Genomic DNA, 26,412 nt, shown 5'->3' on the forward strand with positions numbered 1-26,412 from the left:
CCAACGGTCGGCACCCACCAGAGGAGGCTCGGGGGTAGATCCCCGCCATCACCAGAGCAGGCTCAGCAGTAGATCCCAGCCACCAGCGGAGCAGGCTCTGCAGTAGATCTACGCCATGCGTGGATGCGGTGCCACGAACGAATCCTACAACTCCAGCACCCGCCGGTAACTCAACGGCCCACGCCCATCGCGCAGGCCCAGCCGCAGCTCCAGTCCGGTGGCTGGCAGCACCTCGCCCTTGCTCGGCAACACGGCCCATCCCTCGCCGGGCTGCCACGCGCGCACCTCGAACCGCTGCACATCGCGCGCCACCGCGATGCCCTTCGACTGTTCCGGCGCCGGCAATGGATACCGGTCCGTGGCCGCGCCGCTGGCCCGCCACAGTGTGCTGCCCTGACGCCACCAGCGCACGCGCTGCCAGTGCAGCCCATCACTGCCCACGCTGCGGGTGATCTCCAGCGCGAAGCTTCCATCCGGGTGCCGCTCGCTCACCAGCGACGGAGGCAGCAATCGCTGCGGACGATCAGCCGGACGCACCGCGCCATTCATCAGCGCATCATCCGCACGCATCTCGATATCACGCTGGAACTGCTGCAGCACGCGCAGTGCGGTGGTGGTCTCGGCATCCGCCTGTCGCAGGCGCTGGTCGCTGCTGGCCACGCTGTCGAGCGCGCGCCAGCAGATCAGTGCCAGCACGCCCATGATGGTGATCGCGATCATCACCTCAATCAGGGTGAAACCGCCCACGGCGCGCTTCATGGCGCGGCCGTCCACGGCAGCTGCATCCGCGCCAGCGACTGCCGCGGTGCATCCTCGGCGACCACGCTCAGTTCCAGCTGCGGCTGGCCGTCGCTGCCCGTGCCCAGGTGCTGCAGCACCAGGAAGGTTCCGCGTCCCTGCACGCAGCGTTGCCGTGCATCCTGGGGTGCCTGCCCGGCCAAACGAAGCTCCTGCCAGCGGTCCTGCGCGCACATCAGTGCCAAGCGGCGATCACGCAGCCGTGACTGATCGTCGGTGGCCACCGCCACCGAGCGCATCACCGCCGCCAGCGCAATCGAAACGATCGCCAGTGCGATCAGCACTTCGATCAAGGTGAATCCGCGCATGTTCCGCTTCATTGCACGACCTGCAATTGTCCGCTGCCATCATCACGAAGGCGCAGTGTGCGGCCCTCCAGCGACAGCCCCAGCTCCCAGGCGGTACCGATCCATTCCGGGCTTAGTTCGATGGCATTGGCGGGCTGCACCGCGATACCCGTTGCCTGCCACCGCTGCGGTCGCAACAGGTCGTCGCGCTGTACGGTCACCCATTGGTTGCCCTCACGGCGGCTGAAGCGATAGCCGCTGGCGTCGGCCTGCCAGCGGATGCTGCGGCCGTCGATGCGGGCCTCGTCGCGTGCCACCTGCAGGCGCTGCGCCAGCCGCTCGCCTTCCTGCCGCAGCTGCCGGCCGGGGTCGAGCAGGCTGCCCAGGCCCAGGCCGATCCCGGCCGTGCAGATGCCGATGATCACCAGCACCACCATCAGTTCGATCAGGGTGAAGCCGTGCGGAATGCGTTGCATCGACATCGCCTCCTGTCCTTGCCGATGCCTGCCAGCGTACGCGCGGATGATGAAACAAAAGCGTCAGCGACGGCTGCTAGCGTGGTCGGACACGAACGTGGCAATGGTGCGGAACATGGATGGCAGGCGCTGGGATCGCAATCGGGTGTTGACCCTGCTGGCGGCGACGCTGCTGCTGGCGGTGGTGGCCTATTGGGGCGTGACCCTTGTCGGCCAAATACCCTCGGTGGCCGCCAGTGAGGCACAGCCGAATGTGCCTGTGCGGCCCGTGTTCGACGCAGCGGCGAGTCTGCCGCTGGTGCGGCTGCTTTCGCCCGGTGCGGTGCAGACAGAAGTGGTCGTGCTGGGCGTGATGGCCGGTGACCACGCGCCACTGGCCCTGCTCTCGGTGGATGGCCGCCCGGCGGAAGCCTATGCCCCCGGTCAGCGGCTGGGTCCATCCACGGTATTGGCTGGCATCAGTGCCAGCGCTGTGGAGCTGCAGCAGGCAGGCCAGTCGCGCAGCCTGCCGGTGCCGGAGCTGCCACCGGTGCCGACCGATGGCATCGTGCCCGCCAACTCCCTGTAGAGCCGAGCCCACGCTCGGCTGTCTTTGCATTCATCGGCGATGCCACGCAGAAGCAGCCGAGCGTGGGCTCGGCTCTACAGCTGTGCAGGATCAGCGCGCCGGACGCTGCGGTACCACCGAACGACCAAAGGCATCGCCCATGCGCTGTCGCGTGCCTTCCAGGTTGTACTGCATCAGCTGGTTGCCGGGCTGCCGCATCAGCCGTTCGGCTTCGGGCAACGGCGGTGACTTCGCAGATTTCGCCGGTGGCGCCAGCTTGCGCTGCAGGCACTCCCAGGCGGGAATCCGTTCGCCGTTGACCTGTACTTCAATACACGGTGCAGCGTCCTCCTGTGTTTTTTGTTCGCCGGCCTGCACCGAGGGCAACACCAGCAACACGACGAAGGCGAGCGCCGGACGACGCCATGTGATCAACAGTCCGCTCATTTCCGATCTCCCGCAGCAGCAAGGGCTCTGCAATGCAGACGTATGGCGTGCGCAGTGTCCGCCTGCGCGCGTTGGCGGACCGTCAAAAGATGACAGTGCTGTCACAAAACTGTTGGCGGCTTTGACGCGACCTACACGTCCTGTTGGTAGACCCACGCGCCGCTCCATGGCCACTTCCTTCGATACGACGCGATGCTTTCGATGACTCCTGTTCCGTACCGAGCCGTCCGCCTTCCGCTGCGCCTGCATCCGCTGGTGCTGGCCCTGGCAACCCTGCCGCTGCCGCTGTTTGCGCAGGAGGCGGCACCTGCGCCCAGCGTGAACATCAATGAGTACATCGTGCGTGGCAACACCGTGCTCGATCCGCGCCAGATTGAACGCGCGGTGGAGCCGTTCCTCGGCCCGGGCAAGACCCTGGCCGATGTCGAAAAGGCACGCGACGCGGTGAATGCGCTGTATCAGCAGGCGGGCTACCAGTCGGTCTATGTCGAGCTGCCCGAACAACAGGTCAGTGCTGGTGTGGTACTGCTGAAAGTGCAGCAGACGCCGATCGGCCAGCTGCGGGTCGTAGGCACGAAGAACGAATCGCCCGAACGCATCCGTGAGCGCGTGCCGGCACTGGCCGAGGGCAAGGTGCCGGACTTCGACCAGGCGCAGAAGGAACTGACCGCGCTGAATGAAGGCGGACGTCGCCAGGTGATGCCGCTGGTGCGAGAGGGCCAGGTGCCGGGCACGATGGATGTGGACCTGCAGGTCGAGGAGAAGTCGCCGTGGCGGGCCAGCGTGGCGCTCAACAACGACCACAGCGCCGACACCGAGAAGCTGCGCCTGAGTGCATCACTGGCCTACGACAATCTGTGGCAGCGCGGGCACAGCGCCAACATCGGCGTGTATGTGGCTCCGGAAGATACCAAGCAGGCCAAGGTGTTTTCGGCCTCGTACATGATGCCGTTCGAAGGCACGCCGTGGAGCCTGGAAGCATCCGGCTACAAGTCCGACAGCCGCGTACTGAACGCAGGCGGACAGGTCGGTACCGGCACCGGTACCAACGTGATCGGCAACGGCCATTCGATCGGCGTCAAGCTCAACTATCGACTGACCGGCAGCAGCCAGTGGTGGCGCCAGCTCAGCCTCGGTGTGGACTTCAAGGACACAGAGGAAGACACGCAGATGGGCAAGGAGAGCCTGAAAACGCCGCTGAAGTACGCGCCGATCACCCTGGCATTCGTCGGAGTGCGCCAGGGTGAGCAGGACCAGCTGAGCATCAATACCCAGTTGGTCGCCGGCACCCGTCGCCTGTTCGGCTATGGCAGCGATGCCATCGGCTTCGGGCAGAAGCGCTACTGGGCCGATCCGAGTTTCGTGGCCTTCAAGGCCGATGTGGCCAACACCCACACCTTCGGCAGCGATTGGCAGTGGTACGCGCGCGGCTCGCTGCAGGTAACCGATGCGCCGCTGGTGTCGGCTGAGCAGTTCGCCGCCGGTGGCATGTACACCGTGCGCGGCTATCTCTCGGCCGAGGCGATCGGCGACTACGGCGGCCTGGCCAGCCTGGAGTGGCGTACCCCGGCATGGTCGCTGTGGAGCGGCACCGATCTGCGCGTCTACAGCTTTGCCGACGCGGCCTACCTGCGCCTGCGCCAGCCGCTGCCCGAGCAGCGTGACAAGTACAACCTGGCGTCGGTCGGCCTGGGTGCGCAGCTGCGCCTGGGCGAACACCTGCAACTGCGCCTGGACTACGCCTGGCCCTATGCCGATGGCCCGGTCACGCGCAAGGACGACCCGCGCCTGCATTTCAACATCAGCACCAGTTACTGATCCTTTCCTTGAACATGCGTTCTCCGGAGACCCTTCGCATGGACCGTTTGCTTTCCCGAGTGTTGCTGCTGCTGGCCGCGCTGGTTGCGTTGCCCGCCGCTGCGGCCGATGCCAATTGGTGGCAGGCCGAATGGAAGTACCGCAAGCCGATTACCGTCGACGCCGGCCCGCAGGGTGCGGGCCTGGCCGGTGACCCGGGCCGTACGCCGCTGCTGCTGCGCCTGCATACCGGCAACTTCGGTTTCGACGGCACCCAGGATGCGGGCAATGACCTGCGTTTCGTCTCGGGTGATGGCCGCACTGTGCTGGCCCACCAGATCGAGCAGTTCGATCCCAAGCTGGGCCTGGCCCTGGTCTGGGTGGACGTGCCAGCGGTCAGCGCCGCGGCGCCGCAGACGATCTGGATGTACTACGGCAACGAGAAGGCCCCGGCCAGCGGCAACGGTCAGCAGGTATTCGACCCGGACTACACGCTGGTCTACCACTTCGCCGAAGCCAATGCGCCGGCACGCGACACCACCGCCTACGGCAACAATGCCGGTGCTGTGGTGCCGCCGTCCGAAGGTTCGGTGATCGGCCGTGGCGTGCAGCTGGGCGCAGGCCCGTTGCCGTTGCCGGCCAGCGCCTCGCTGGCACAGGAAGCTGGCGCGCCGTTGACCCTCTCGGCCTGGATCAAGCCGGGCAGCAACAATGCGGCGCAGGCAATCTTTGCCCGTCGCGATGGCGCCTCCGAGCTGGTGCTGGGTATCGAGAACCGGGTGCCGTTCGTGCAGCTCAACGGCCAGCGCAGTACGCCTGCGCAACCAATTCCGGAAGGGCAGTGGGCGCACGTCGCGCTGACGGCGGAGAAGGGCGCGTTGCAGCTGTACCTCAACGGCCGTGTGGTGGCCCAGCTGAGCGGCGAGCTGCCGGCGCTGGGTACCGCCCCGGTAGTGGGCGCCGATGCACCGGGCGCGGTACAGCCTCTGGCCAACTTCGAAGGCGCACTGGATGAACTGCGCATCTCGCGTGTGGCACGTCCGGCGGCGCTGCTGCTGGCCGATGCCACTGCGCAGGGTGCCGACTCGCGCCTGATCAGCTACGGCGCCGATGAGCAGTCGGCCGGCCAGAGCCACTTCGGCTTCATTCTCAAGGCGATGCCGTTCGATGCCTGGGTGGTGGTCGCCATCCTCGGCCTGATGATGCTGATGTCATGGGCGATCATGATCGCCAAGAGCCGCCACTTCGGCCGCACCAGCAAGGCCAACGCGGTATTCACCGAAAGCTTCGGCAAGTTGTCCGGTGTGCCGCTGCGCACTCTGTCCGAGATGGACCGCCAGGGCAAGGCGCCGACCGCGATGCATGACGGCTCGCTGTGGCGCATCTACCAGGTGGCCATCGATGAAATGCAGCAGCGCCACCAGCGTGATGGCAACAGTGGCTACCTGAGCGGCGCCACCATCGCCGCGATCCGTGCCTCGATGGATGCGGTGATGGTGCGCGAGCAGGAAGCGATGGCACGGCGCATGAACTGGCTGTCGACAACCATCGAAGGTGCGCCCTACGTGGGCCTGTTCGGCACCGTGATCGGCATCATGCTGGTGTTCGTGGTGGCGGCGATGGCCGGCGCGGTGGACATCAACTCGGTGGCGCCGGGCATGGCTGCAGCGCTGCTGTGTACCGCAGCCGGCCTCGGCGTCGCGATCCCGGCGCTGTTCGGCTACAACTACCTGGGCGCACGCGCCGAGGCGATCGGCGCAGACATGGCGGTGTTCATCGACGAGTTCGCCGCGCGACTGGCCGAAGAGCAGGACGGGCGCGGCCCGGCCGCGGTCCAGGGCTGAGGGGCGCGCCATGGGCCAGAAGGCGAAGTTCGGCATCAAGAAGCGCGAGAAGGGCATCAACGTGACGCCCTTCGTGGACGTGCTGCTGGTGGTGCTGGTGATCTTCATCCTGACCAGCAACGCCTCCATTCCCGGCATCGAGGTCAACCTGCCGAAGGCCAGCAACAGCGTGGCCCTGGAAAAGCCGAAGACCAAGGCGATCACCATCGACCCCAGTGGCCAGGTGTTCCTGGATGCCTACCCGGTGACGATGGCCGAGCTGGAAGACCGGCTGCGTACCGAACGCGCGACCACGCCAGATTTTCCGGTGATCGTACGCGGTGATGCGCAGGTGCAGTACGCCCGCGTGGTCGAGGTGCTGGACCTGCTGCGGCGGCTGGAGCTGGCCCAGGTCGGCCTGGTCACCGGCAAGGCGCAGGGCTGAGGCATGACGGCCCATCAACCCCCTCGGCCGGAGCCCGGCATGCGCGGTCGCCAGTTGCTGGTGACCGTCGCGCTGGTGCTGGCCGCCTTGCTGGTGCTAGGCATCGCGGTGTGGTGGCTGCTGTTCAAGGACACCGCCAGCACCCGTCGGCCGGTGGTGCAGCCGCCGATGCTGGCACTGCCACCGCCGCCTCCGCCGCCACCCCCGCCGCCGGAAAAGCCGCCAGAGCCGGAAACGCCGCCGGAAGAAACGATGCCCGAGCCGGAGCCGCTGGATCAGCCGACGCCCGCTGAAGAGCCGACGCCGACCCCGGACAACGCTGACCCGGTGACGATGAATGCCGATGCCCAGGCTGGCGGTGACAACTTCGGCATCCAGTCCGGCAGTGGCGGTGGCTCGTCGGGCGTCGGCCGTGGCGGCGCCGGCAATGCCACCTACGGTCGCTACCTCGGCTACCTGATGCAGCAAGCGATCTCGCGCGACGACAAGGTCAAGCGCCTGGCGTTCCAGCTGCAGGTGAATGTGTGGCTGGCCACGGACGGTCGGCTGGAGAAGGTCGAGCTGGTGCGTGGCAGCGGTAACGAGGAGGCCGACGCGGCCGTGCTCGACGCGCTGCGACGCATCGGCAAGGTCGACCAGGCACCGCCGCCGTCACTCGATTTCCCCGCCCGCGTCCTGATCCAGGGCCGCCGGCCCGGGGCCTGATTCCCGACTTCCATGATTCCCCTTCTTTCGATGAGAACCGTGATGAACGACCACGTCCGCGCACGAACCGACTCCCGCCGCCCGCGGCCGGCCCGACGGGCGCTGCTGTGCTGCGCCGTGCTGCTCAGCCTGGCCGCACCGGCCGGTGCGATGGCCGCCGAAACCACCATGGTCAAGCTGATCAAGGGCCTGATCGCCAGTGGTGCACTGAAGCCCGAAGACGGCCAGGCGTTGTTGGTGCAGGCCGAAGCCGAAGCGGTGGCCGCACAACGCACCGCAGCCAGCGGCAGCACGCCCGCCAGCGGTGGCGTGGCCCTGGAAGCCGGCGACGTGCGCGTGCCCTACGTGCCGCAGAGCGTACGCGACGGCATTCGTGACGAGGTGCGCCAGGACGTGATGGCGCAGGCCAAGGCGGAAGGCTGGGCGGCACCCAACGAAGTGGCCGAATGGACCAAGCGCATCAAGGTCACCGGTGACATGCGCGTACGCAGCGAGTCGCGCTTCTACTCCGAGCGCAACAGCGACATCGTGAGCAACTGGGCGTCGATCAATTCCGGCAACGGCTTCGATACGAACACCAACACCAACCTGCAGCTGCCACCGCTGCTCAACACCCGCCAGGACCGCCGCAACCTGTGGCGCATCCGTGCCCGTCTCGGCATCGAAGCGACCATCGGCCAGCACACTACCGCCGGCGTACGCCTGGCCAGTGGCAGCAGCAATGGCCCGGTGTCGACCACCGAGCAGCTGGGTGGCGGCCTGAGCAAGAAGGATGTATGGCTTGACCAGGCCTGGCTGGCCTACAGCCCGGCCGACTGGGTGACCGTGCGCGGTGGCCGCTTCGGCAACCCGTTCTGGACCAGTGACACGCTGTTCTCCAACGACCTCAACTTCGACGGCCTGGCCGCCAATCTGAAGTACGACCTCGATGGCGGCGACGTCGGTCTGTTCGCCAATCTGGCGGTGGTGCCGTTGGAATACACCTCCGACAGCTCGCCCAGCCAGAGCCGGGTCAAGACCCCGAACGAGAACAAGTGGCTGTCCGGTGCGCAGGTGGGTGTGAACTGGCACTTCAACGACGACAATGCGCTGCGCGCCGCGCTGGGCTACTACGATTTCAAGAACATCAGTGGTCGCCTGTCCTCACCGTGTGCGCTGTATGCGGGTGCGGTGGGCTGCGACACCGACTGGTCGCGCCCGGTGTTCATGCAGAAGGGCAACACCCTGATGCTGATCCGCGACATCGCCCGCAATCCGCTGGATCCGGCCAACACGCCAACCCCGCAGTATGTCGGCCTGGCGTCGGAATTCCGCCTGGCCACAATGAACCTGCGCTGGGATACGCAGCTGGCGCAGGACATCGGCATGCGCCTGGAAGGCGACTTCATCCGCAACCTGGCTTACGACAAGCAGGCGATGTTCCGCCGAGCCAACAGCGGCATCGTCAACAACTACGGCGCCGGCGGTACTGCCAGCATCGATACCTTCCGCAGCGGCGACACCGCCTGGATGCTGCAGGCCACCTTCGGTGCTACCGAGCTGAAGGAGAAGGGCCAGTGGCAGGCACTGCTGGGCTATAAGCATATCGAGGCCGACGCGCTGCCCGACGCCTACAACGATCCGAACTTCCACCTGGGTGGCACCAATGCCCGCGGCTACTACGTGGGCGGTGCCTACGCGCTCGACGCGCGCAGCTGGATCAGCGGCAAGTGGATGGCGGCCAAGGAAGTGTCCGGCGCGCCGCTGTCGATCGACGTGTTCCAGCTGGAGTTCAACACCGGCTTCTAAGCGGATGGCGTGATGGGCATCACGCGAAGCGTGGCGGGGGCGCAGCGATGCACCCGTCTAAGGAAAGGAGACCACGCGTTGCACAAAGGAGGAATGGATGAGCCGTCGCAAGCTGTTCGAAAGTCCCGAACCGTCCAGCCAGATGCTGGGTGTTGGACCGGCCTATGTTTCAGTGGAGGGCCTGCGCCAGCACCTGGCCGAGTTCCTGCTGTACTCAGGCCGGCCGGTGGTGATCATGCGCGGGCGCAGCGAAGTGGGCTACTTCCTGCCGGCGCGCTGCTGGCGCCAGCGCGACGATGACCCGCTGGCGGCGGCTGCCGCCGACCAGCTGCTGGATGCGGCCGGTTTCCAGGCCGAGGACATCCAGCAGGTGGAGCAGGAGTTCAACGCCATGCGCCAGCGCACCGTGCTGCATTCGCGGCGCTGAGCACGCGGGGGGATCCGGGCCGCCGGGCATGGCCCGGCGCTACCCGATGGCGCCGGGCTGCTCCGGTAGCGCCGGGCCATGCCCGGCGAGCGCGGCGATCAGACCGCCGCCCCGCGCTCGCTGGTGATCCGTGCGCCCTCGCGCATCACCAGGGTCACCGGGGTCTTCTCCACCACTTCCAGCAGACGCTGCCACTGTGCATCGCTCAGCTCAGCGCTGGCGTGCAGCACGCGATGTACATGGAGGCGTCCATCCGCATCGCGTTCCGAACGCAGCTCGGCATGGAACTCGCCCAGCTCCCAGCCCTTGCGTTGCGCATACATGCGCAGGGTAATGGCGGTGCAGGCCGCCAGTGAGGCCAGGTACAGATCGAACGGCGCGAAGCCCTTGCCCTGACCACCCAGAGATGCCGGCTCGTCGGCATCTACATCGAAGCTGCCATTGCTGATGTGGTGCAGGTAGTTGTCGCTGGTCGAAACAATGCGTGCGTAGGCCATCATGTTCTCCATCTGTCTGTAGCGTCGAGCCGTGCTCGACTGCTCACAAAGGAGGCGCCAGCCAGGGCCAGCGCCGCCACCCGATCACTCGGTACGATCGTACGAGAACTGGATGCCCGCCGTACCACCGGTTTCAATGAAGAGGTTCATGAAGGCCGGCACCGTTTCCGAACGGGCCCAGTCGCGCTGCAGCTCGCAGAACAGCTGCGGCACGCTGATCAGCTGGCCACCGGCCTGTTCGATGCGGCGCAGCGCGGCATCGTGTGCCGCCAGCGAAGTGCCACCCACCGCGTCGACCACCACATACACCTCGTAGCCTTCCTTCAACGCATCCAAGGCCGGAAAAGTCAGGCAGGCCTCGGTCCACAGCGCGGTCATGATCAGCTTGCGGCGGCCGGTGGCTTCCACCGCCCTGCGGAACTCGATGTCTTCCCAGGAATTGATGGTGGTGCGGTCGTAGGTGGGGTAGTCACCCAGCACCTTGCGCAGCTGCGGAATCGGCGGCTTGTTCAGGCCGGTCTTGACGTTGACCGTCGAATGCACGATTGGCAGTCCGTAAGCCACTGCGGCCTTGGCGGTGCCGACGATGTTGTTGACCAGCAGCTGGCGGTCCATCGAGGCGATGGAGTTCACCTGCACCGGCTGGTAGTCGATGATGATGAAGGCGGAATTCTGCGGGGTCAGCAAGTGGTCGCTGGCCGGATCGCGGATCGGTTCACTGGACATGGTGGGTCTCCGGTTGGGAGGGGGCCGGCGGCTGGCCGGCACCCCGGGGGGGCAGCTCAGCTGCGCTGTGAATCCAGCTGCTCGTGGTTCTTCTGCACGTCCTGCGCCTTCAGGTAGCTTTCGATCAGCAGCTGGTAGTTCGGGAAGATGTTCGTGTAGACCTCGGCCCACTGCTGGGCATCGTCGCGGTTCCAGGTGCGCTGGATCTCCGAGGCCACCGCGGCGGTATCCATCGGGACCACGCCGGCCTGCGCCACGCGGGCCAGGGTGATCTCTTCGGCCATCTTCGAATAGGTGCCCGAGGCATCGATCACCGCGAACACCTGGTAGCCATCGGCCACCGCGGCGATGGACGGGAAGGCCATGCACACGCTGGTGATGGTGCCGGCGATGATCAGCTGCCTGCGGCCGGTGGCCTTCACCGCAGCAACGAACTCCGGGTTGTCCCAGGCGTTGATCTCTCCCTTGCGCGCCACGTACTGCGCATGCGGGGCCGCCTCGTGGATCTCGGGGATCAGCGGGCCGTTCGGGCCTTGTGGAACCGAGGCGGTGGTGATCACCGGGATCCTGGCCAGCGTGGCCATCTTCGCCAGCGCAGTGGCGTGGGCGCGCACGCTGGTGAATGGCATGTCACCGATGGTCTGGAACAGGCCGCTCTGGTGGTCGATCAGCAGCATCGCGGCGTTGTCCGGATCGATCACCGGGCGGGCACCGTTGAAGTTGGCGGGGGTACTCATGGTCAGTCTCCTGGAGAAGGTGGGCGATGGCCCGTTGGCGCGGCGGGTCATCGCCCGCCGCGCGGAAGCGCTCAGTGCGCGATCTGGCCGAATCGGCCGCTGTTGAAGTCGTTGACCGCCTGCGCGATCTCGGCCTGGCTGTTCATCACGAACGGGCCGTAGCCCACCACCGGCTCGTCGATCGGCTCGCCACTGAGCAGCAGCAGGGTGGCGTTGCTGTCGGCGTCGACGAACACGTCCTCGCCGCTGCGGTCGAAGGTGACCAGCTGTGCTTCGCCGACCCGCTGGCCGCCGTTGATCCGGACCGTGCCCTTCAGCACCACCAGCGCCAGCGTGCGGCCGTCGGCCACCGGCAGTTCGGCGTGGTGGCCCTGCTGCAGGCGGATGTCCCAGACATCCATCGGCGTGTGGGTAAGGGCCGGGCCGGCGTGGCCGTCGAAGCGGCCGGCGATGACACGGACGCGGCCGGCGCCATCGGGCAGCTCCACCGAAGGGATATGCGCATCGAGCAGGGTCTGGTAGCCCGGTGCGCCCATCTTGTCTCGGGCCGGCAGGTTCACCCACAGCTGGACCATGTCCAGGGTGCCGCCGCGCTTGCTGAATTCCGGTGTGTGGAACTCTTCGTGGAGGATGCCCGATGCGGCGGTCATCCACTGCACGTCGCCCGGGCCGATGGTGCCGCCGGCTCCAGTCGAGTCGCGGTGGGCGACCTCGCCCTCATAGACGATGGTGACGGTCTCGAAACCGCGATGCGGATGCTGGCCGACGCCACGCGGGGTATCGCTGGGGGCGAAGTTGTAGGGGCCGGCATAGTCCAGCAGCAGGAACGGGCTCAGGTGCTGGCCGTGGGTGTTGTAGGAAAACATCGAGCGGGCGGGGAATCCGTCGCCCACCCAGTGCGGGCGGGGGGCACTGTAGGTACCGGTGACACGCTTCATGGCGATCTCCTGGCCGGGGCTGCCGGCGGCTGTTCTTCGTTGCGAAGACGATATCGCCGCGACAATTGGGCCGGTAGACGCCAATATTTGCCGTCATAGTCCTATCTGGTGAACAATGGCGGCAGGCCGTGGGCCGCAGGAGATCGCCCCGTGTTCATCGCAGACATCCGCCGTTGTGACCTCAACGACCTGTTCTACTTCGCCATGGTGGTCGAGCACGGCGGCTTCTCGCAGGCCGGTCGGGCGCTGGCGATGCCGAAGTCGAAACTGAGCCGTCGCATCGCGCTGCTGGAGGAACGGTTGGGCGTGCGGCTGATCCAGCGTTCGACCCGGCGCTTTTCAGTCACCGAAGTCGGCCAGGACTACTACCGCCACTGCAAGGCGATGCTGGTCGAGGCCGAGGCCGCAGAAGAAGCCATCGCGATGTCACGCGCCGAGCCGCGCGGCACCATCCGCCTGGCGTGCCCGATCGCGATCCTGCATGCGCGCATCGGCGTGATGCTGGCTGACTTCCTCGCCCTGTATCCGCAGGTGACGGTGCAGTTGGATGCCACCAATCGCCGCGTGGATGTGGTGGGCGAGGGCGTGGATGTGGCGATAAGGGTGCGGCCGCCGCCGCTGGAGGACAGCGACCTGGTGGTGCGCGTGCTGGCACGCCGGGTCTGGTGTACCAGCGCCAGCCCGACACTGCTGGAACAGTTGGGCACACCGCAGGTGCCGGCCGATCTTGCGGTGATGCCGACGGTGGACCTCGCTTCGGCCAGCCAGCAGCACGTATGGGAGTACACCGGGCCCGACGATGTGCTGGCCAGCGTGCACCATCGCCCGCGCCTGGTCAGCGATGACATGATCGCGCTGCGTGCGGCGGCGGTGGCCGGGGTCGGGTTGCTGATGCTGCCGCGGATGATGATCACCGATGAGCTGGACAGTGGCGCGCTGGTGCCGGTGTTGACGGAGTGGGTGCCGAAGCACGGCATCGTGCACGCGGTGTTTCCGTCGCGACGTGGCTTGTTGCCGGCGGTGCGAGCGTTGATCGATTACCTCGCCGAACGCTTCGAGGCGCTGGACGAACCGTAGGCCCTTCATCCACGCATGCACGCATGGCGTGGCTCTAAAAGGCTTTGCTTGCCGCCTGCGGCCGCGCGGCCCACAATCCACGTCCGGACCGTCGCCATCACGCCCATCATTCCCCGGTCCGGCCTTGGCACCTATGTCTCCCAATGCCCTGGCGCTGGTCGAGCTGTTGATCCGCGAGCGCCGTGCGTTGTCTCGCTTCATCGCGCGCTATCTCGACCCGGCCAGTACCGAGGACACCCTGCAGAACCTGTACCTGAAGGCCAGCAGCGTGCCCGGTGATCCACCGATCCTGGAGCCGCGTGGCTATCTGTACCGGATGGCCTATCACCATGCGCTCAACCGCAGCCAGGCCGACGCCCGCGAGCGGCGCGCGATGGCCGAGTACGCCGCCGACATGGCCGAGGCCGGCCACGATGGCGAGGCGCAGGCGTTGGACCAGGCACAACTGCGCGAGATCACCCAGACCATCCTCGCGCTGCCGGCGCAGGTACGCGAGTGCTTCGTGCTCAACCGCTACCTGGGCCTGAGCGAGCGGGAAATCGCCACTCGGCTCGGCATTTCCAAGAGCCTGGTCGGCAAGCATGTGCTGCGCGCGGCGCTGCTGATCCAGCAGCATCAACAGGGAACGCGCCGATGACCGGCGATTGCCGTGGGCAGATCGCGCCCGCCGTTGTCACAACAGGAAAGCGCACCCGTTCGCGGTGCGGCAGGCCACAACCATGACCACGTCCGAACCCTCGCCGCGTCAGGCCAGGCAGGCGTTGCGCTGGGTGATCCGGTGCAGTGCAGGCCCGCTGCCGGAACGCCAGCAACGAATTCTGCAGCGCTGGCTGCAGGCCGACCCCCGCCATGCGCTGGCCTGGCGCCAGCAGCAAGCCTTCTGGCAGGGGTTGGATGCCGCCGGGCCCGAAGTGCTGGCGGCGCTGCCTGAACTGACCGCCGACCGCCAGGGGTTGCGGCCGATCGCACCGCGTCGCCGCCTGCCTTGGCTGCTGGCCAGTGCAGCCGCAGTGGTGCTGATGGTTGCCGCTGCGCCGCACGCGCTGCTGCTGGCACGCAGTGACCTGCGTAGTGGCGATGCGCCACGCGTGGTGCAGCTGGAAGACGGCAGCACCGCCGTGCTCGATGCGGGCACCGCGCTGGCGCTCGAGTTCGACGGCCAGCAGCGTCGCCTGCGCCTGCTGCGCGGGCAGGCCTGGTTCCAGGTGGCGCACGAGGCTCGTCCGTTCCAGGTCGAGGCCGGGGGCGGCCGGGTCCGTGATATCGGCACCGCCTTCAGCGTGTCGATGAAGGACACCACGGTCACCACCCAGGTCAGCGAGGGTGCGGTCGACGTGCGTCCGGGCGATGGCAGCGTACAGCGCCTGCATGCGGGGCAGTCGCGGACGTTCCGTGACGGCCGCTGGCTGCAGCCGGTGCGGCTGGAAGATGCCGAGGCCATGGCGCCGTGGCGGCGTGGTGAGGTCGCGATCGACAATCTGCCGGCCGCGCAGGCCATCGCCGATCTGGCGCGCTATCGGCGTGCACCGGTATGGGTACTGGGCGGGCAGGGCGCGAACGTGCGGGTCAGTGGCCTGTTCCACCTGCAGCAGCCGGAGACCGCTATTGATGCCGTGGCCGCACAGGCGGGACTGCGCGTGCAGCGCTTGCCCGGTGGCGCGTTGGTGCTGTGGTGAGGTGCAGCCGGTTCATGGCGGGATACGCGGCATGAAAAAAACATGAAAAAACCGTGGGCAGTCGCCACACGCGGCTGTCTATAGAGGTATAGCCAGAGCGAAACACCGTTTCTTCTCAAGCCAGACACACCACCGGCACCGGATGTGCCCGTGGTCCAGCCACGCTTGAGGAGTTCCTGTCCATGCCGTCCACGGCATCTGCCTGTCATCGCCGCGCCACCGTCCTGGCTCTGGCCATCTCTACTGCATTGCTGCCGCTGGCCTGGGTCCCGGTCGTGCAGGCGCAACCGGCGGTCGTCGCGCCGTTGCGCCAGTACACCATTCCGGAACAACCCCTGGCCGACGCCGTGCGTGCCTTTGGCCGCCAGGCCGATGTGCAGGTGGTGTTCCGCAGTGACCTGGTGGAGGGCCGACGCTCCCGTGCGGTGCAGGGCGAGTACAGCCAGATGCAGGCCCTGCAGCAGCTGCTGCGCGGGAGCGGCGTACGTGCGCAGCGCGGCATGGACGGCACCTGGAGCCTGCGTGCCGCAGCGGAGGCGGGTGAGGGGGAAGGGGTACGGGTGACCGAAACACTGGACGTGGCCGGTCGCCTGCAGTCGGAAGGGGGCGAGGCCCGCGATCGGCGCGGCTACGATGATGTGTTCGCGCTGGACCTGACCACGGCGTATTCGGGGCGAGACCGGGTGGAGCGCTATCGCGGTTCCAATCCGGCCGACGTGGTCAAGGATCTGGTCGGTGTGTTCAGTGGAGACGCCCGCAACAGCGGTGCGCTGGACGTCAACATCCGTGGCATCCAGGGGCCGGGGCGGGTGCCGGTCAGCATCGACGGTGGCGAACAGGCGCTTACGGTCTGGCGCGGCTACAACGGCGTCAGCAACCGCAACTACATCGATCCCAACCTGATCGGTGGCATCCAGGTCATCAAGGGGCCAGGGCTGGTGCGCGATGTGCACAGCGGGATCGGTGGCGCGCTGGTGATCAAGACCATCGACGTTGACGACATTGTTGCTGCCGGCGAACGCTTCGGCGGGGAGCTGAAGATCGAAGGCAGCAGCAATGCGGTGGCGCCACGCCTGCCTCGCCTGCACACCGGCGAGGACTACCGAACCGTAACGGGCTTCCCGCAGGGCTCGCCGAACTCGCCCTATGACGACCGCACCCTGGTGGTGCCGGTGAAGTCGCGTAGTGGCAACAACCCCTTCGATGGCGAGGACCAGGCCTGGCGCCTGGCGCTGGGCGTGCGTGGCGACAACGTCGACCTGATGGCCGCCTACGCCTGGCGCAAGCGCGGCAACTACTTCTCCGGGAGCAACGGCAGCGCCTACTACGACCAGGACCGGCGCGAGCAGTACGAGTACCAGGGCATCGACTACATCACCACGCTGGCGCGCTATTTCAAGCCCGGCGATGAGGTGCCCAACACCTCCAGCGAACAGGAGTCGTGGCTGGTCAAGGGAACTTGGCAGATCAATGACGAGCAGCAGCTGAAGGCCACCTGGCGGCGCACGCTGTCGCACTATGGCGAGATCATGCCGTCGCGGATACTGTCCGCGCCGGACTACGGACGAATCCAGTGGCCGCTAAGTCGGGTTGCGTCCGATGCCTGGAACCTGGAGTACCGCTTCCAGCCGGCCGGCAGCCGCTGGCTGGACCTCTACGCCAACCTGTGGCGCACTGAGACGGACAGCGATACCTACACCGCAGGCGGCTTCCCGAACTTCGCTCCCGGCAATCCGGACTGGAATGCCGGGGCCAGCCCGATCCTGCGCAACACCGCGCTGGCGAATGCGAGCAACGACCGAACCGGCCTGACCCTGAGCAACCGCTTCGCCCTGCATTCCACGCTGGACCTGACCGTGGGCGGCAACTGGCAGTACGAGAAGCTGGGTTCGCGTGACCCGTATTTCGGCCCGTCCGATGGCTGGCGCATCTACCCGCGCGCTGGCCGTCGCCAGGAAGGCGAGGGCTACCTCAATCTGGAATGGCGTCCGGTCGACTTCCTTGCTTTCAACGCCGGCGTGCGCTACAGCCGCTACTGGGCCTTCGATGATTTCCTGCAGGCGCATCCGGAGCTGCTGACCAAGGGCGTGGGCAGCAAGGAGGCGACCTACCGGACGAATGAGCTGCCCGAGCGGCCGGCCAGCCTGCAAGCGCAGATCGATGCACTGGAGGCCGAACGCGAGTTCTGGGAGAGCATCGGCATGGGTTCGGTGGTTGACGATGCACTGCATGGTCTGCTGGCGTACTACGAGACGCCGCAGGCGGTGGAACATCGGCTTCCGTGGTTGCCCGATGGCAACGGCAACTATGCCCGTGCGACCAACCCCTGTCTCAACGGCCAGGTGGCGGTCATACCCGGCGTGCTGCCGATCTACCCCGGCAGCGACCTGGTCTGCAATATCGGCAACACCATGCAGTCGCGGCCGGTGGACGGGCGCAATGACCGCCGCCGCGATCACGCGTGGTTGCCTACTTTCTCGGCCACCGTGAACCTGTCCAAGGCCGCGCGCGTCTACCTGCGCTACAGCGAAGCAGTGCGCTTCCCCAGCATGTTCGAAAGCACCATCGCTTTCTCCAGCAGCCTCAACCCGCTGTACACGCTCAAGCCCGAGCATGCCTACAACTACGAGCTGGGCTACGTGCACGACCTGTCGGGCCTGTTCGGCAACACGGCCGATGCCGACGTCAAGCTGGCCTATTACGTGCACAAGACCCGCAACGTGATCGAGCGCGACGCCTACTTCCTGTTCGACAATATCGACAAGCAGACCATCCGCGGCATCGAGCTGCAGGCACGCTTCGACAACCGGCGCTTCTTCACCGACCTGGGTATTTCGCGCACGCTGGAAAACGAGGTGTGCGACGAAAGCACGGCAGTGCTGCTGGATGCCAACCGTGGCCTGGTGCCGAACTGCGTGCAGGACGGTTTCGTCAGTGGCTACCTGCTGACCCAGGCGATTCCGAAGTTGTCGGTGAACCTGTCGCTCGGTACGCGCCTGTTCGATGAACGGTTGGAACTGGGCAGCCGCATCGTGCACTACCAGCGCCACGAAAACCCCGATCTACAGGCCTATCGCGACCGGTTGCTGGCCGGTGGCAGCAGCCTGCTGTGGCAGAACGTGCCGTTCACCTGGGGCAACATCACCACCGTCGATGCATACGCGCGCTGGCGCTTCAACGAGCACGCCAGCGTCGAGCTGGTGGGCAGCAACCTCGGCAATCGCTACTACGTCGACCCGGCCACGCGCTCCACGCTGCCGGCGCCGGGCCGCACCCTCAAGCTCGGCTTCACCGCGCGCTTCTGACCTCCCGCTTTCAAGCGTTGTACCCGTAGTTCCCACAACCCAAGGAGCAATACCATGAAAATGTTCTCCCGTTCGGTTCTCGCCGTTGCTGCCACCTTTGCCCTGGCCGGCGCCGCGCATGCCGCTGACATCGTCGGTGCGGCCAGCCCGGTGACCGACGCCGAGCTCTACGTCGCCGTCGGCGAATCGCAGGTCAACGGTGGCCCGCACAAGGCAGGCAAGGCCGGTATCGGCGTCGGCACCGTCTCCAACGCCAAGCCGGTCGATTTCCAGGGCCTGAGCCTGTACTCGGGCACCACCACCGTCAATGGCACCGCTGTGCGCACGCTGGCCATGCCGATCACCGGCGCACCGGGCAGCCATGCCGGCATGGGCCACTTCAACTTCGTCAAGGTTGGCAGCGGCGATGTGTGGTTCGGCGAGTGGTCCAAGGATGGCGCCGCTGGTGGCTTCAACAACCGCCAGGTCTACTTCGTCGGTGACCGTGCCGGCACCACGCTTCCGGCCGGTGTGGCCACCTACAGCGTTGCGGGCCTGAACAAGTTCAACGGCAGCAACCTGCTGTCGGGAACCTTCCGTGCGGACTTCGGCAGCGGCAAGCTGCTCGGCGGCCTGACCGGTGGCGGCCTGGCGATCAACGTCAACGCCAACATCAACAGCGCCAATGCGTCGTTCGCCGGTTCGGCCACTGCCAACGGCAGCGTTGCTGGCACCACCCAGGGCCAGTTCTTCGGCGCCAACGCGGCCGCCCTGGCCGGTATCGCCACCTTCAGTGGCAACAGCCAGTACGACACCGCCTTCGGCGGCAGCAAGAACTGATTGCCACGCCCCTGACGGGGCAGGGCAGGGGCAAGCCGCGATCCGCCAGTCCCTGCTTCGGCCCGCTGCATGCACCACCACGGATCGACCATGCGCCACTCCATCTTCCTTGTCGTTCTGCTGCTGGCGGCCGCCGATGTGCGCGCCCAGCAGGACGATCTTCGCCGCGTGCTCGAACAGGGCACCGACCTGCGTCACCAGCAGCAGGACCAGCATCGCCTGCAGCAGGCCGAGTCGGAGCGGCCGACCATCACCATCGACGGCCAGACGCTGCGCGTGGAGCGCACCGTCGATGATCTTGGCCAGGCTCTCTACCTGTCACTGCAGCATCAGCAATGGCAGGCCGCCGCTGCGTTCCTCGAGGAGTACATCGAACTGCCCGGCCATGACCCACTGCTGCGCCACTATGCGCAGGGGGCGCTGGCGCGGGTGGCGGGCGACCATCGCCGCGCGGCGAAGGAGTACGAAGCACTGCTGGTGGCGCAGCCGGATTTCCTGCCGGCGCGCCTTGAACTGGCGCGTGTCTACGCAGAAGACCAGCGCGATCGCGATGCGGTCGCGTTGTTCAGGGCCATCGCTGCGGGCATCAATGCCGATGATCCGGCCACGGCCGGCGTCCGCGCTCGCGTGGACGGCTACCTGAGTGCCCTGCAGGCGCGCCAGCGCTGGAAAGGCGCGCTGTCCGCCGGCCCGGCATGGAGTGACAACATCAACCGCAGCTCGGCCAGTCGCACCTGCCTGTTCGGCGTGGGCGACGCCTGCATCATCGAACGGAAACTGCCCGACGCCCAGCGCGCGGCGGGCCTCGACTACGACGCCAGCCTGGAACGGCGCTGGGTGCTCGGCGGGCATCATGGGCTGTACGTGCGCGGTCTCGCCTTCGGACAGACATGGCGCGGGCAAAGTGCGTACAACGAGCTCAATGCCAACGTGCAGGCGGGTTACAGCTGGCGTAGTGCACGGCAGACCGTGCTGCTTGCCCCCAGCTATGACTACCAGGGCCTGGGCAACCATGCGCTGCAGGGCGGCAGTGGCGTGCACGGGGAATGGCAGTACGCCCTGGATGCACGCAGCCTGCTCAAGCTGGAGGCCGACTGGAAGCGCCAGCGGTATCGACAGCAGGGCCTGGCCAGCAACTACGACGGCGAGCTGGCATCGTTGTATGCCACCTGGTTCCGCGCGCTCAACCCGCGCTGGACGGTTTTCGCCGGGCTGGATGTCACCGACAGCAGCGCAGCCGACCCAGCCAACGGCTACCGCCAGCGCGGCCTGCGGCTGGGCGCGGCACGGCAGTGGATCGGCACCACGGCCACCGTATTCGTGTCGCTGCGCCATCGCGACTACGACACCTGGAGTCCATTGCTGGAGGCGCGCAGGCAGGACGACGAACAGAACCTGATCGCCATCGTCCGCAGCGAGCGCCTGGCCGTGGCCGGGCTGGTGCCCAGCCTGAGCCTGCGTTATGCCCGCATCGACAGCAATGTCGACTGGCTGTACAGCCACGACCGCAGCCTGCTCAGCCTGAAGTGGGAGCGGGCCTTCTGAACGCGCCGCTGCAATGCCGCGGTGAACGCGCCGTGGCCGCGACCTTCATCCATCATCACGCGCCCTTGTAGCCCGGTTCGCGCATCCTGCGGGCGTTGCGGCAGAGGTGGGCCGCGTGTATCGAGGAGCGCCGGTCGTGCTGGAAGCGGGCAACAAACCAGAGGGCCTGAAAGGGCTGCGTGTACTGGTGGCGGAGGATGAATTCGCCATCGCGATGTTCCTGGTCGACTATCTGGAGCTGAAAGGCGCACAGGTGGTGGGGCCGGCGGGCAACCTGCAGGCGCTGGGGCAGCTGGTCGATGCCCATCCGATCGACGTGGCCCTTCTGGACATCAACCTCGGTGGCGAACAGGTCTATCCGTTGGCCGACCGCCTGGCCGAGGCCGGTACCCCGTTCCTGCTGACCTCCGGCTACGACGACAACCTGCCCAGCCGCTTCGCCAGCGCGCCGCGCTGTACCAAGCCTTATCACATCGAAGCCCTGGTGCAGCAGCTGGCCGGGCTGGTGGCGACGCCGCAGGTCCCTGCGGGCATCGCCTGATTGCGCGGCATGTCGCGCCGTCCTGAAGGCATTCACGCCGCCGAGCTGCGTGGCGGAATGCCACCCACGCCGCGCCCGCACGCGCGCCACGATGGCATGGCCGCGCGTATCGCCCGCCATGACTGGTCACGCAGCCCGTTGGGCGCGATCGAGCAATGGCCGCCGCACCTGCGCGCCACCGTAGATCTGATGCTGGCCCACGGCTTCCCGATGATCGTGTTGTGGGGCGAACAGCTGGTGCAGCTCTACAACGATGGTTACGCCGAGATCCTGGCCGACAAGCACCCTGGCGGGCTTGGGCAGCCGACCCGGGAATGCTGGCCCGAGGTCTGGCACATCAACGGTCCGCTCTATACCCGTGTATGGCAGGGCGAGACGCTCACCTTCGAAGACAAACTGTACCCGCTGGTCCGCCATGGGTGCCTGGAAGACGTCTGGTTCACCATCACCTACAGCCCCATCCGTGGCGAAGAGGGGCGGATCAACGGGGTGCTGGTGACCATGTTCGAGACCACCGCGGCACACATGGCGCTGGCCGCACGTGAGCGCGAGGAGCTGCGGCGGCGCGAGAGTGACCGGCGCCTGGAACTGGCCTTCAGGATGCTGCCGGTGGGCCTGTGCATCGTCGATCTGCAGGGTCGCATGCTGCTCTCCAATGATCAGATGCGCGCCTACCTGCCCACCGGCAAAGTGCCTTCCAGGGACGCGGACAACCAGCATCGCTGGCACGGCTGCCATCCCGATGGCACCACCATCGCACCGGACGACTTCGCCATTGCGCGGGCGATGCGCGGCGAGACCGTGGTGCCGGGGCTGGAATTCCAGTACCTGCACGATGATGGCCGCGCACGCTGGACGCGGGTCGCGGCCGCTCCGTTGCGTGACGCCGACGGTGAGGTCAGCGGCGTGTTCGCCATTGCCGTGGACATCGATGATCTCAAGCGTGCGACCGAGCGCCAATCGGTGCTGTTGGCCGAACTGCAGCACCGGGTGCGCAACATCATGTCGACCATCCATGCCATCGCCTGGCGTACCCGCGAGTCGGTCGGCAGCGTGGATGAGTATGCCGAACGCCTGTGCGGGCGGCTGATGTCACTGGCGCGCACGCAGAGCCTGCTGACCCGTGGTGCCAACGCGGGGGTGTGCCTGCGCGGCATGCTGGATGAGGAGATCGCGGCGCAATCCCCGCCTGCTGCGGTCTACCGCCTGCAGGGCGAGGACGTGCTACTGCCACCGAAGGCCGCTGAAGTGTTGTCGCTGGCCATCCATGAGTTGGCCACCAATGCGCTGCGGCATGGTGCGCTGACCCATGAGGATGGGCATATCGACGTGTCCTGGCACCTGCAGGTGCAGGAAGGGCAGCCGTGGCTGGGTCTGCACTGGTGCGAGCGCCATGCCGAGGTGGAGGACTGGGAGTTGCCCCGGCAGCGGGGCCTTGGCCGATCCCTGATCGAGCAGCGCGTGCCCTATGAACTGGCCGGCAGTGGCGAGCTGCGCTTTGGCGCACAGGGCCTGGACGCCTGGATCCGCTTCCCGCTGCGCGAGCGCGACAGCCTGCTGCAGACCGACGCTCCCCAGGCTGGAACAGGCAGGTGAATGCCATTAATCCCCAATTTGGCCAAATTGGGTATAGTGGCCATAGTCCACTTCTGTCTGGAGCCGTGCCATGACCCTGCCGCTGGATCTGCCTGGCCTTGAGAAGGCCCCGGCCTCGTCGGTGAAGACCCGGGGCTGGCCGAGCCTGATGCGCACCGTGCGCGAGAAGCAGGCACTGGTCATCACCAACCATAATCATCCCGAAGCGGTGATCGTGGATATCCGCACGTATCAGGAGCTGCTGGCCAAGGCCGCCGGCGGTGATGCGGGTGAGCGCAGCGAGGAGCTGCTGCGCCTGCGCAGCGAGTTCGACCAGACCCTGGCCGGCCTACAGCGCGGGGAAGGGCTGGGCAAGGTGCTGGGCCAGCCGATCCGTCGCGGCCGCAAGGTCACCCTCGGCCGTCCGCTCTGACCGATGGGGCGGATCCTGGTGCTGGCCGGCGTCAACGGCGCCGGCAAGAGTTCGTTGTTGGGAACCTGGCTGGAAGCGGAGGGCCTGGGCTGGTTCAATCCCGATTCGTTCACCCGCCGCCTGGTCGAGGCCGGCTGGCCGCTGCCCGAGGCCAATGCCGAGGCCTGGCAGGAAGGTACCCGCCGGTTGCGCCAGGCCATGGCCGACGGCACGGACTTCGCCTTCGAGACCACGCTGGGTGGCAACACCATTCCACGCCTGCTGCGTGAGGCCTGCGAACACCATCACGTCGCGATCTGGTTCTGTGGCCTGGCCACGGTCGAGCTGCATATCGCCCGCGTTGCCGCACGGGTAGCTGCCGGCGGCCATGACATCCCGGTGGAGAAGATCCACGCCCGCTTCGATTCGGCACGCGAGAACCTGCTGGAGCTGCTGCCACACCTGGCCGAGCTGCATGTCTACGACAACAGCGCACCGGCTGACGCCGAGGGCTGCGTCGAGCCGCTGCCGGTGCTGGCGATGGAGCGCGGCCAGCTGCAATACCCGGTCTCGGTGGCCGAACTGCTGCATACGCCTGACTGGGCCAAGCCGATCGTGATGCGTGCGATGGAGTTGGACGGGTAGGACCGGTACTTCCTGGCCGAGGATCACAACAGGGCCGGTACGATTTCGCTACGCTGTTCGCACATTCAAGGAGGATGTCATGCAGGGATCCGCAACGCTCCGCTCGACCCCGATCCGCCTGACGCTTGCAGCGCTGGCGCTGGCGCTGTCCTGCATGCCGGCGATGGCCGCGTCGCCCGCCGCCAAGCGACCATCGCCGCCCAGCCTGGTGCAGGCCTTCCACGCCGCCGAAGCCAGTCTGCGACTTATTCCAGGCGGCGATATCGAATCGGACTTCCGCCCGGCGTGGACGGCTGTTGCCGATCTCGATGGTGATGGCCGTTCCGAGGTTGTGTACTTCTACACATCTACCTACACCGGTGGCAGCTTCGCGCAAAGCAATGTGGTAGCGGTGATGACGGAGCTGACGGCGAACGATCCACGCGGCCAGGAGAACCCGAACAGCCTGTCGCCGGTGGAGGCAGAGGACTATGCCGCCATCCGCAGGTATGGCTATGGTGACGACGCGGCTGAACAGATTCCAGGCGCCATCCGCGCGATCCGCATCCAGGGTGATCGCATCATTGTCGATTTCACCGTCAGTGCCGGGGCGACGGTCTGCGAATGGAAGAGCCCGAACCGCCACGTCTGTCCGCCGGACGGAAACTACACCTGGACGCTGCGTTGGACGCCGGGGAAGCTGACCCGCATCAAGAAGTAGCGCCAGGTAGCGCCGGGTGTACGTACCCGGCGCCACTGGCCCCGAAGATCCACGCCAAGCGAGGATCGCGTTCTGCGCCCGGCCTCAGGCCGGTTTCACCTGCTCAGGCTCTGCAGCCTCCGGCAACGGCGGCAAGGTTGGGTCCACTGTGACCGGCACATCGCTCTTCAACAATGCCGCGGCTTCCCTGTCGCTGCCGACGGCCGGCGGTGAGCCGCGCAGCGGCAGGCCGGCGGTTTCCTTCACGAACAGCATCGTGATCAGGCCGATCACCGCCGCGCCCATCAGGTAATAGGCCGGCACCAGCGGGTCGCCGGTACGTTCCACCAGCCACGCGGTCACCAGCGGCGTGGTGCCACCGAACAGCGATACCGAGACGTTGAAGGCGATCGACAGCGCGCTGTAGCGCACCGGTGTGTAGAACAGCGCTGGCAGGGTGGACGGCATCGAGCTGGTGAAGCACACCAAGGCCAGGCCCAGCAGCATCAGGCCGAGGAAGATCATCCAGTCGTTGCCGCTGCCGACCAGCAGCAGGCACGGAATGGCCAGCACCAGCAGCGCGATGCAGGCGCCGATGATCATCGGCCGGCGGCCGAGTTTGTCACTGAACAATCCACCGACGATGTTCAGCGGCATCATCACCAGCATCACGATGATGATCAGCAGCAGGCCCTTGCTCTCTGCGTAGCCCATGGTCACGCTGAGGTAGCTGGGCATGTAGGTCAGCAGCATGTAGTCGGTGACGTTGAACACCAGTACCAGGCCCATGCACACCAGCAGCTGGCGGCCGTGCACCTGGAACAGTGCACCCAGCCCCGGACGCTCGTGCTCGCGCTTCTCGGCTTCCTCGGCAAAGGCGCGGAACGCCGGGGTTTCTTCCAGTTTCATGCGCATGTACAGGCCGAGCAGGCCCAGCGGGCCAGCCACCAGAAACGGAATGCGCCAGCCCCAGTCCAGCATCTGTGCGTTGCTCAACAGCATGTGCAGTGCGGTGACCGTACCGGCGCCGGCGATGTAGCCGCCCAGCGTGCCGAACTCCAGCCAGCTGCCCATCAACCCGCGGTTGCGGTCGGTGGAATACTCGGCGATGAAGGTGGCCGCGCCGCCATATTCGCCACCGGTGGAAAAGCCCTGCACCACGCGCGCCAGCAGCAACAGCACCGGCGCCCAGATGCCGATGCGCTCATAGGAGGGAATCAGGCCGATCGAGAACGTGCCCAGCGCCATCAGGATCATGGTGAACGCCAGCACTTTCTGGCGCCCGTAGCGGTCGCCGAGCGGGCCGAACACCAGGCCGCCCAGCGGGCGCACCAGGAACGCCACGGTGAAGGTGGCGAACGCGGCGATTACCTGTGCGGTGGGATTGCTGGACGGGAAGAACACCTGGCCGATGGTGACGGCCAGATAGCCGTAGACACCGAAGTCGAACCATTCCATCGCGTTGCCGAGTGCGGCGGCACCGACGGCACGCTTGAGCATGGGCTTGTCGACGACGGTGATCTCATCGACCTTGAGGTGGCGGCGGCGTTTGAACCAGCCAAAATGGGCATGGGAATCAGGCGTGTCCTGCATGGGGGCTCCCTTGTAGGTATGGAATAGGGGATGGGCGATGTGATGTGTCCCGGAAATCGGAAACGGCGATGCAGGCGCAAGTGGCGCAGGGGCATCGGAGCGCGGCG

General features: G+C 66.7%; 27 protein-coding genes. 18 read left to right on the forward strand and 9 right to left on the reverse strand.

Annotation, left to right across the window (positions count from 1 at the left end; all coding sequences use genetic code 11):
- Nucleotides 1-144 precede the first annotated feature (144 nt).
- From AC13GA_RS09580 to gspH, 3 genes are read right to left on the reverse strand one after another with little or no spacing between them, the layout of a single operon-like run.
- Nucleotides 145-759, reverse strand: a complete 615-nt coding sequence (locus AC13GA_RS09580) for a prepilin-type N-terminal cleavage/methylation domain-containing protein (RefSeq protein WP_253077751.1) — start codon at nt 757-759, stop codon at nt 145-147.
- On the reverse strand, nt 756-1,118 hold the full coding sequence (gspI, locus tag AC13GA_RS09585) for a type II secretion system minor pseudopilin GspI (RefSeq protein ID WP_136637916.1): 363 nt from the start codon (nt 1,116-1,118) through the stop codon (nt 756-758). The genes AC13GA_RS09580 and gspI overlap by 4 nt, the downstream gene beginning before the upstream one ends.
- Nucleotides 1,115-1,561, reverse strand: coding sequence for a type II secretion system minor pseudopilin GspH (gspH, locus tag AC13GA_RS09590; RefSeq protein WP_317233317.1), 447 nt, complete (start codon nt 1,559-1,561; stop codon nt 1,115-1,117). Before gspH ends, gspI begins: the two co-directional genes overlap by 4 nt.
- 115 nt (nt 1,562-1,676) lie before the next feature.
- Between gspH and AC13GA_RS09595 the strand changes: the two genes are divergently transcribed.
- Nucleotides 1,677-2,129 (forward strand): general secretion pathway protein, encoded by a 453-nt coding sequence (locus AC13GA_RS09595; RefSeq protein ID WP_253077748.1) that lies wholly within the window; start codon nt 1,677-1,679, stop codon nt 2,127-2,129.
- Between the two features lie 90 nt (nt 2,130-2,219).
- Here the strand turns inward: AC13GA_RS09595 and AC13GA_RS09600 are convergent, their stop codons facing one another.
- Nucleotides 2,220-2,555, reverse strand: a complete 336-nt coding sequence (locus tag AC13GA_RS09600; RefSeq protein ID WP_482997963.1) for a hypothetical protein — start codon at nt 2,553-2,555, stop codon at nt 2,220-2,222.
- A 201-nt stretch (nt 2,556-2,756) separates the two neighbouring features.
- Here AC13GA_RS09600 and AC13GA_RS09605 point away from each other — a divergent pair, with 201 nt between their 5' ends.
- From AC13GA_RS09605 to AC13GA_RS09630, 6 genes are all read left to right on the forward strand, one after another.
- Entirely contained in the window at nt 2,757-4,373 is a 1,617-nt protein-coding gene (locus AC13GA_RS09605; protein ID WP_482997964.1) for a ShlB/FhaC/HecB family hemolysin secretion/activation protein, read from the forward strand.
- Between the two features lie 38 nt (nt 4,374-4,411).
- Nucleotides 4,412-6,196 carry a DUF2341 domain-containing protein gene (locus AC13GA_RS09610; RefSeq protein ID WP_295377834.1) on the forward strand — a complete coding sequence of 595 codons (1,785 nt, stop codon included), beginning with the start codon at nt 4,412-4,414 and terminating at the stop codon, nt 6,194-6,196.
- Between the two features lie 10 nt (nt 6,197-6,206).
- Nucleotides 6,207-6,620, forward strand: a complete 414-nt coding sequence (locus AC13GA_RS09615; protein ID WP_005409874.1) for an ExbD/TolR family protein — start codon at nt 6,207-6,209, stop codon at nt 6,618-6,620.
- A gap of 39 nt (nt 6,621-6,659) precedes the next feature.
- The gene (locus tag AC13GA_RS09620; protein WP_136637921.1) at nt 6,660-7,325 is read left to right on the forward strand and encodes a TonB family protein; all 666 of its coding nucleotides are present in this window, start codon (nt 6,660-6,662) and stop codon (nt 7,323-7,325) included.
- 42 nt (nt 7,326-7,367) lie between these two features.
- Nucleotides 7,368-9,113, forward strand: coding sequence for a putative porin (locus AC13GA_RS09625; protein WP_046986977.1), 1,746 nt, complete (start codon nt 7,368-7,370; stop codon nt 9,111-9,113).
- A gap of 97 nt (nt 9,114-9,210) precedes the next feature.
- Nucleotides 9,211-9,540, forward strand: a complete 330-nt coding sequence (locus AC13GA_RS09630) for a hypothetical protein (protein WP_046986976.1) — start codon at nt 9,211-9,213, stop codon at nt 9,538-9,540.
- Nucleotides 9,541-9,638: 98 nt separating this feature from the next.
- Here the strand turns inward: AC13GA_RS09630 and AC13GA_RS09635 are convergent, their stop codons facing one another.
- The 4 genes from AC13GA_RS09635 to AC13GA_RS09650 form a co-directional block, all read right to left on the reverse strand.
- Nucleotides 9,639-10,037: an OsmC family protein gene (locus AC13GA_RS09635; RefSeq protein WP_482997965.1), complete on the reverse strand. Its 399-nt coding sequence runs from the start codon at nt 10,035-10,037 to the stop codon at nt 9,639-9,641.
- A gap of 84 nt (nt 10,038-10,121) precedes the next feature.
- A complete protein-coding gene (locus AC13GA_RS09640; RefSeq protein WP_136637924.1) occupies nt 10,122-10,763 on the reverse strand; it encodes a hydrolase in 642 nt (213 codons plus the stop codon).
- Nucleotides 10,764-10,819: 56 nt separating this feature from the next.
- On the reverse strand, nt 10,820-11,500 hold the full coding sequence (locus tag AC13GA_RS09645; RefSeq protein WP_482997966.1) for a hydrolase: 681 nt from the start codon (nt 11,498-11,500) through the stop codon (nt 10,820-10,822).
- Between the two features lie 71 nt (nt 11,501-11,571).
- Nucleotides 11,572-12,438: a pirin family protein gene (locus AC13GA_RS09650; RefSeq protein ID WP_482997967.1), complete on the reverse strand. Its 867-nt coding sequence runs from the start codon at nt 12,436-12,438 to the stop codon at nt 11,572-11,574.
- A gap of 150 nt (nt 12,439-12,588) precedes the next feature.
- On the opposite strand from AC13GA_RS09650, the gene AC13GA_RS09655 reads away from it, so the two are divergent.
- The 11 genes from AC13GA_RS09655 (at nt 12,589) to AC13GA_RS09705 (ending at nt 24,733) form a co-directional block, all read left to right on the forward strand.
- The gene (locus AC13GA_RS09655) at nt 12,589-13,515 is read left to right on the forward strand and encodes a LysR family transcriptional regulator (RefSeq protein ID WP_426353392.1); all 927 of its coding nucleotides are present in this window, start codon (nt 12,589-12,591) and stop codon (nt 13,513-13,515) included.
- Nucleotides 13,516-13,648: 133 nt separating this feature from the next.
- Nucleotides 13,649-14,152, forward strand: coding sequence for an RNA polymerase sigma factor (locus tag AC13GA_RS09660; RefSeq protein ID WP_006370408.1), 504 nt, complete (start codon nt 13,649-13,651; stop codon nt 14,150-14,152).
- Between the two features lie 82 nt (nt 14,153-14,234).
- Nucleotides 14,235-15,191, forward strand: coding sequence for a FecR family protein (locus tag AC13GA_RS09665; RefSeq protein ID WP_482997968.1), 957 nt, complete (start codon nt 14,235-14,237; stop codon nt 15,189-15,191).
- Between the two features lie 182 nt (nt 15,192-15,373).
- A complete protein-coding gene (locus AC13GA_RS09670; protein WP_482997969.1) occupies nt 15,374-18,496 on the forward strand; it encodes a TonB-dependent receptor in 3,123 nt (1,040 codons plus the stop codon).
- A 54-nt stretch (nt 18,497-18,550) separates the two neighbouring features.
- Nucleotides 18,551-19,315: a Slam-dependent surface lipoprotein gene (locus AC13GA_RS09675; protein WP_482997970.1), complete on the forward strand. Its 765-nt coding sequence runs from the start codon at nt 18,551-18,553 to the stop codon at nt 19,313-19,315.
- 90 nt (nt 19,316-19,405) lie between these two features.
- Nucleotides 19,406-20,860, forward strand: coding sequence for a surface lipoprotein assembly modifier (locus AC13GA_RS09680; protein ID WP_482997971.1), 1,455 nt, complete (start codon nt 19,406-19,408; stop codon nt 20,858-20,860).
- A gap of 136 nt (nt 20,861-20,996) precedes the next feature.
- On the forward strand, nt 20,997-21,401 hold the full coding sequence (locus AC13GA_RS09685; protein WP_046984629.1) for a response regulator: 405 nt from the start codon (nt 20,997-20,999) through the stop codon (nt 21,399-21,401).
- Nucleotides 21,402-21,410: 9 nt separating this feature from the next.
- Nucleotides 21,411-22,997 carry a PAS domain-containing protein gene (locus tag AC13GA_RS09690; protein ID WP_482997972.1) on the forward strand — a complete coding sequence of 529 codons (1,587 nt, stop codon included), beginning with the start codon at nt 21,411-21,413 and terminating at the stop codon, nt 22,995-22,997.
- Nucleotides 22,998-23,067: 70 nt separating this feature from the next.
- Nucleotides 23,068-23,409, forward strand: coding sequence for a type II toxin-antitoxin system prevent-host-death family antitoxin (locus AC13GA_RS09695; RefSeq protein ID WP_012511227.1), 342 nt, complete (start codon nt 23,068-23,070; stop codon nt 23,407-23,409).
- Between the two features lie 3 nt (nt 23,410-23,412).
- Nucleotides 23,413-24,033 (forward strand): ATPase, encoded by a 621-nt coding sequence (locus tag AC13GA_RS09700; protein WP_253077735.1) that lies wholly within the window; start codon nt 23,413-23,415, stop codon nt 24,031-24,033.
- 79 nt (nt 24,034-24,112) lie between these two features.
- On the forward strand, nt 24,113-24,733 hold the full coding sequence (locus AC13GA_RS09705) for a hypothetical protein (RefSeq protein ID WP_482997973.1): 621 nt from the start codon (nt 24,113-24,115) through the stop codon (nt 24,731-24,733).
- A gap of 84 nt (nt 24,734-24,817) precedes the next feature.
- Here the strand turns inward: AC13GA_RS09705 and proP are convergent, their stop codons facing one another.
- Nucleotides 24,818-26,305 carry a glycine betaine/L-proline transporter ProP gene (gene proP, locus AC13GA_RS09710; RefSeq protein WP_428708807.1) on the reverse strand — a complete coding sequence of 496 codons (1,488 nt, stop codon included), beginning with the start codon at nt 26,303-26,305 and terminating at the stop codon, nt 24,818-24,820.
- Nucleotides 26,306-26,412 lie beyond the last annotated feature (107 nt).

The sequence above is a fragment of the Stenotrophomonas sp. 22DLJC03 genome, from assembly GCF_056861405.1.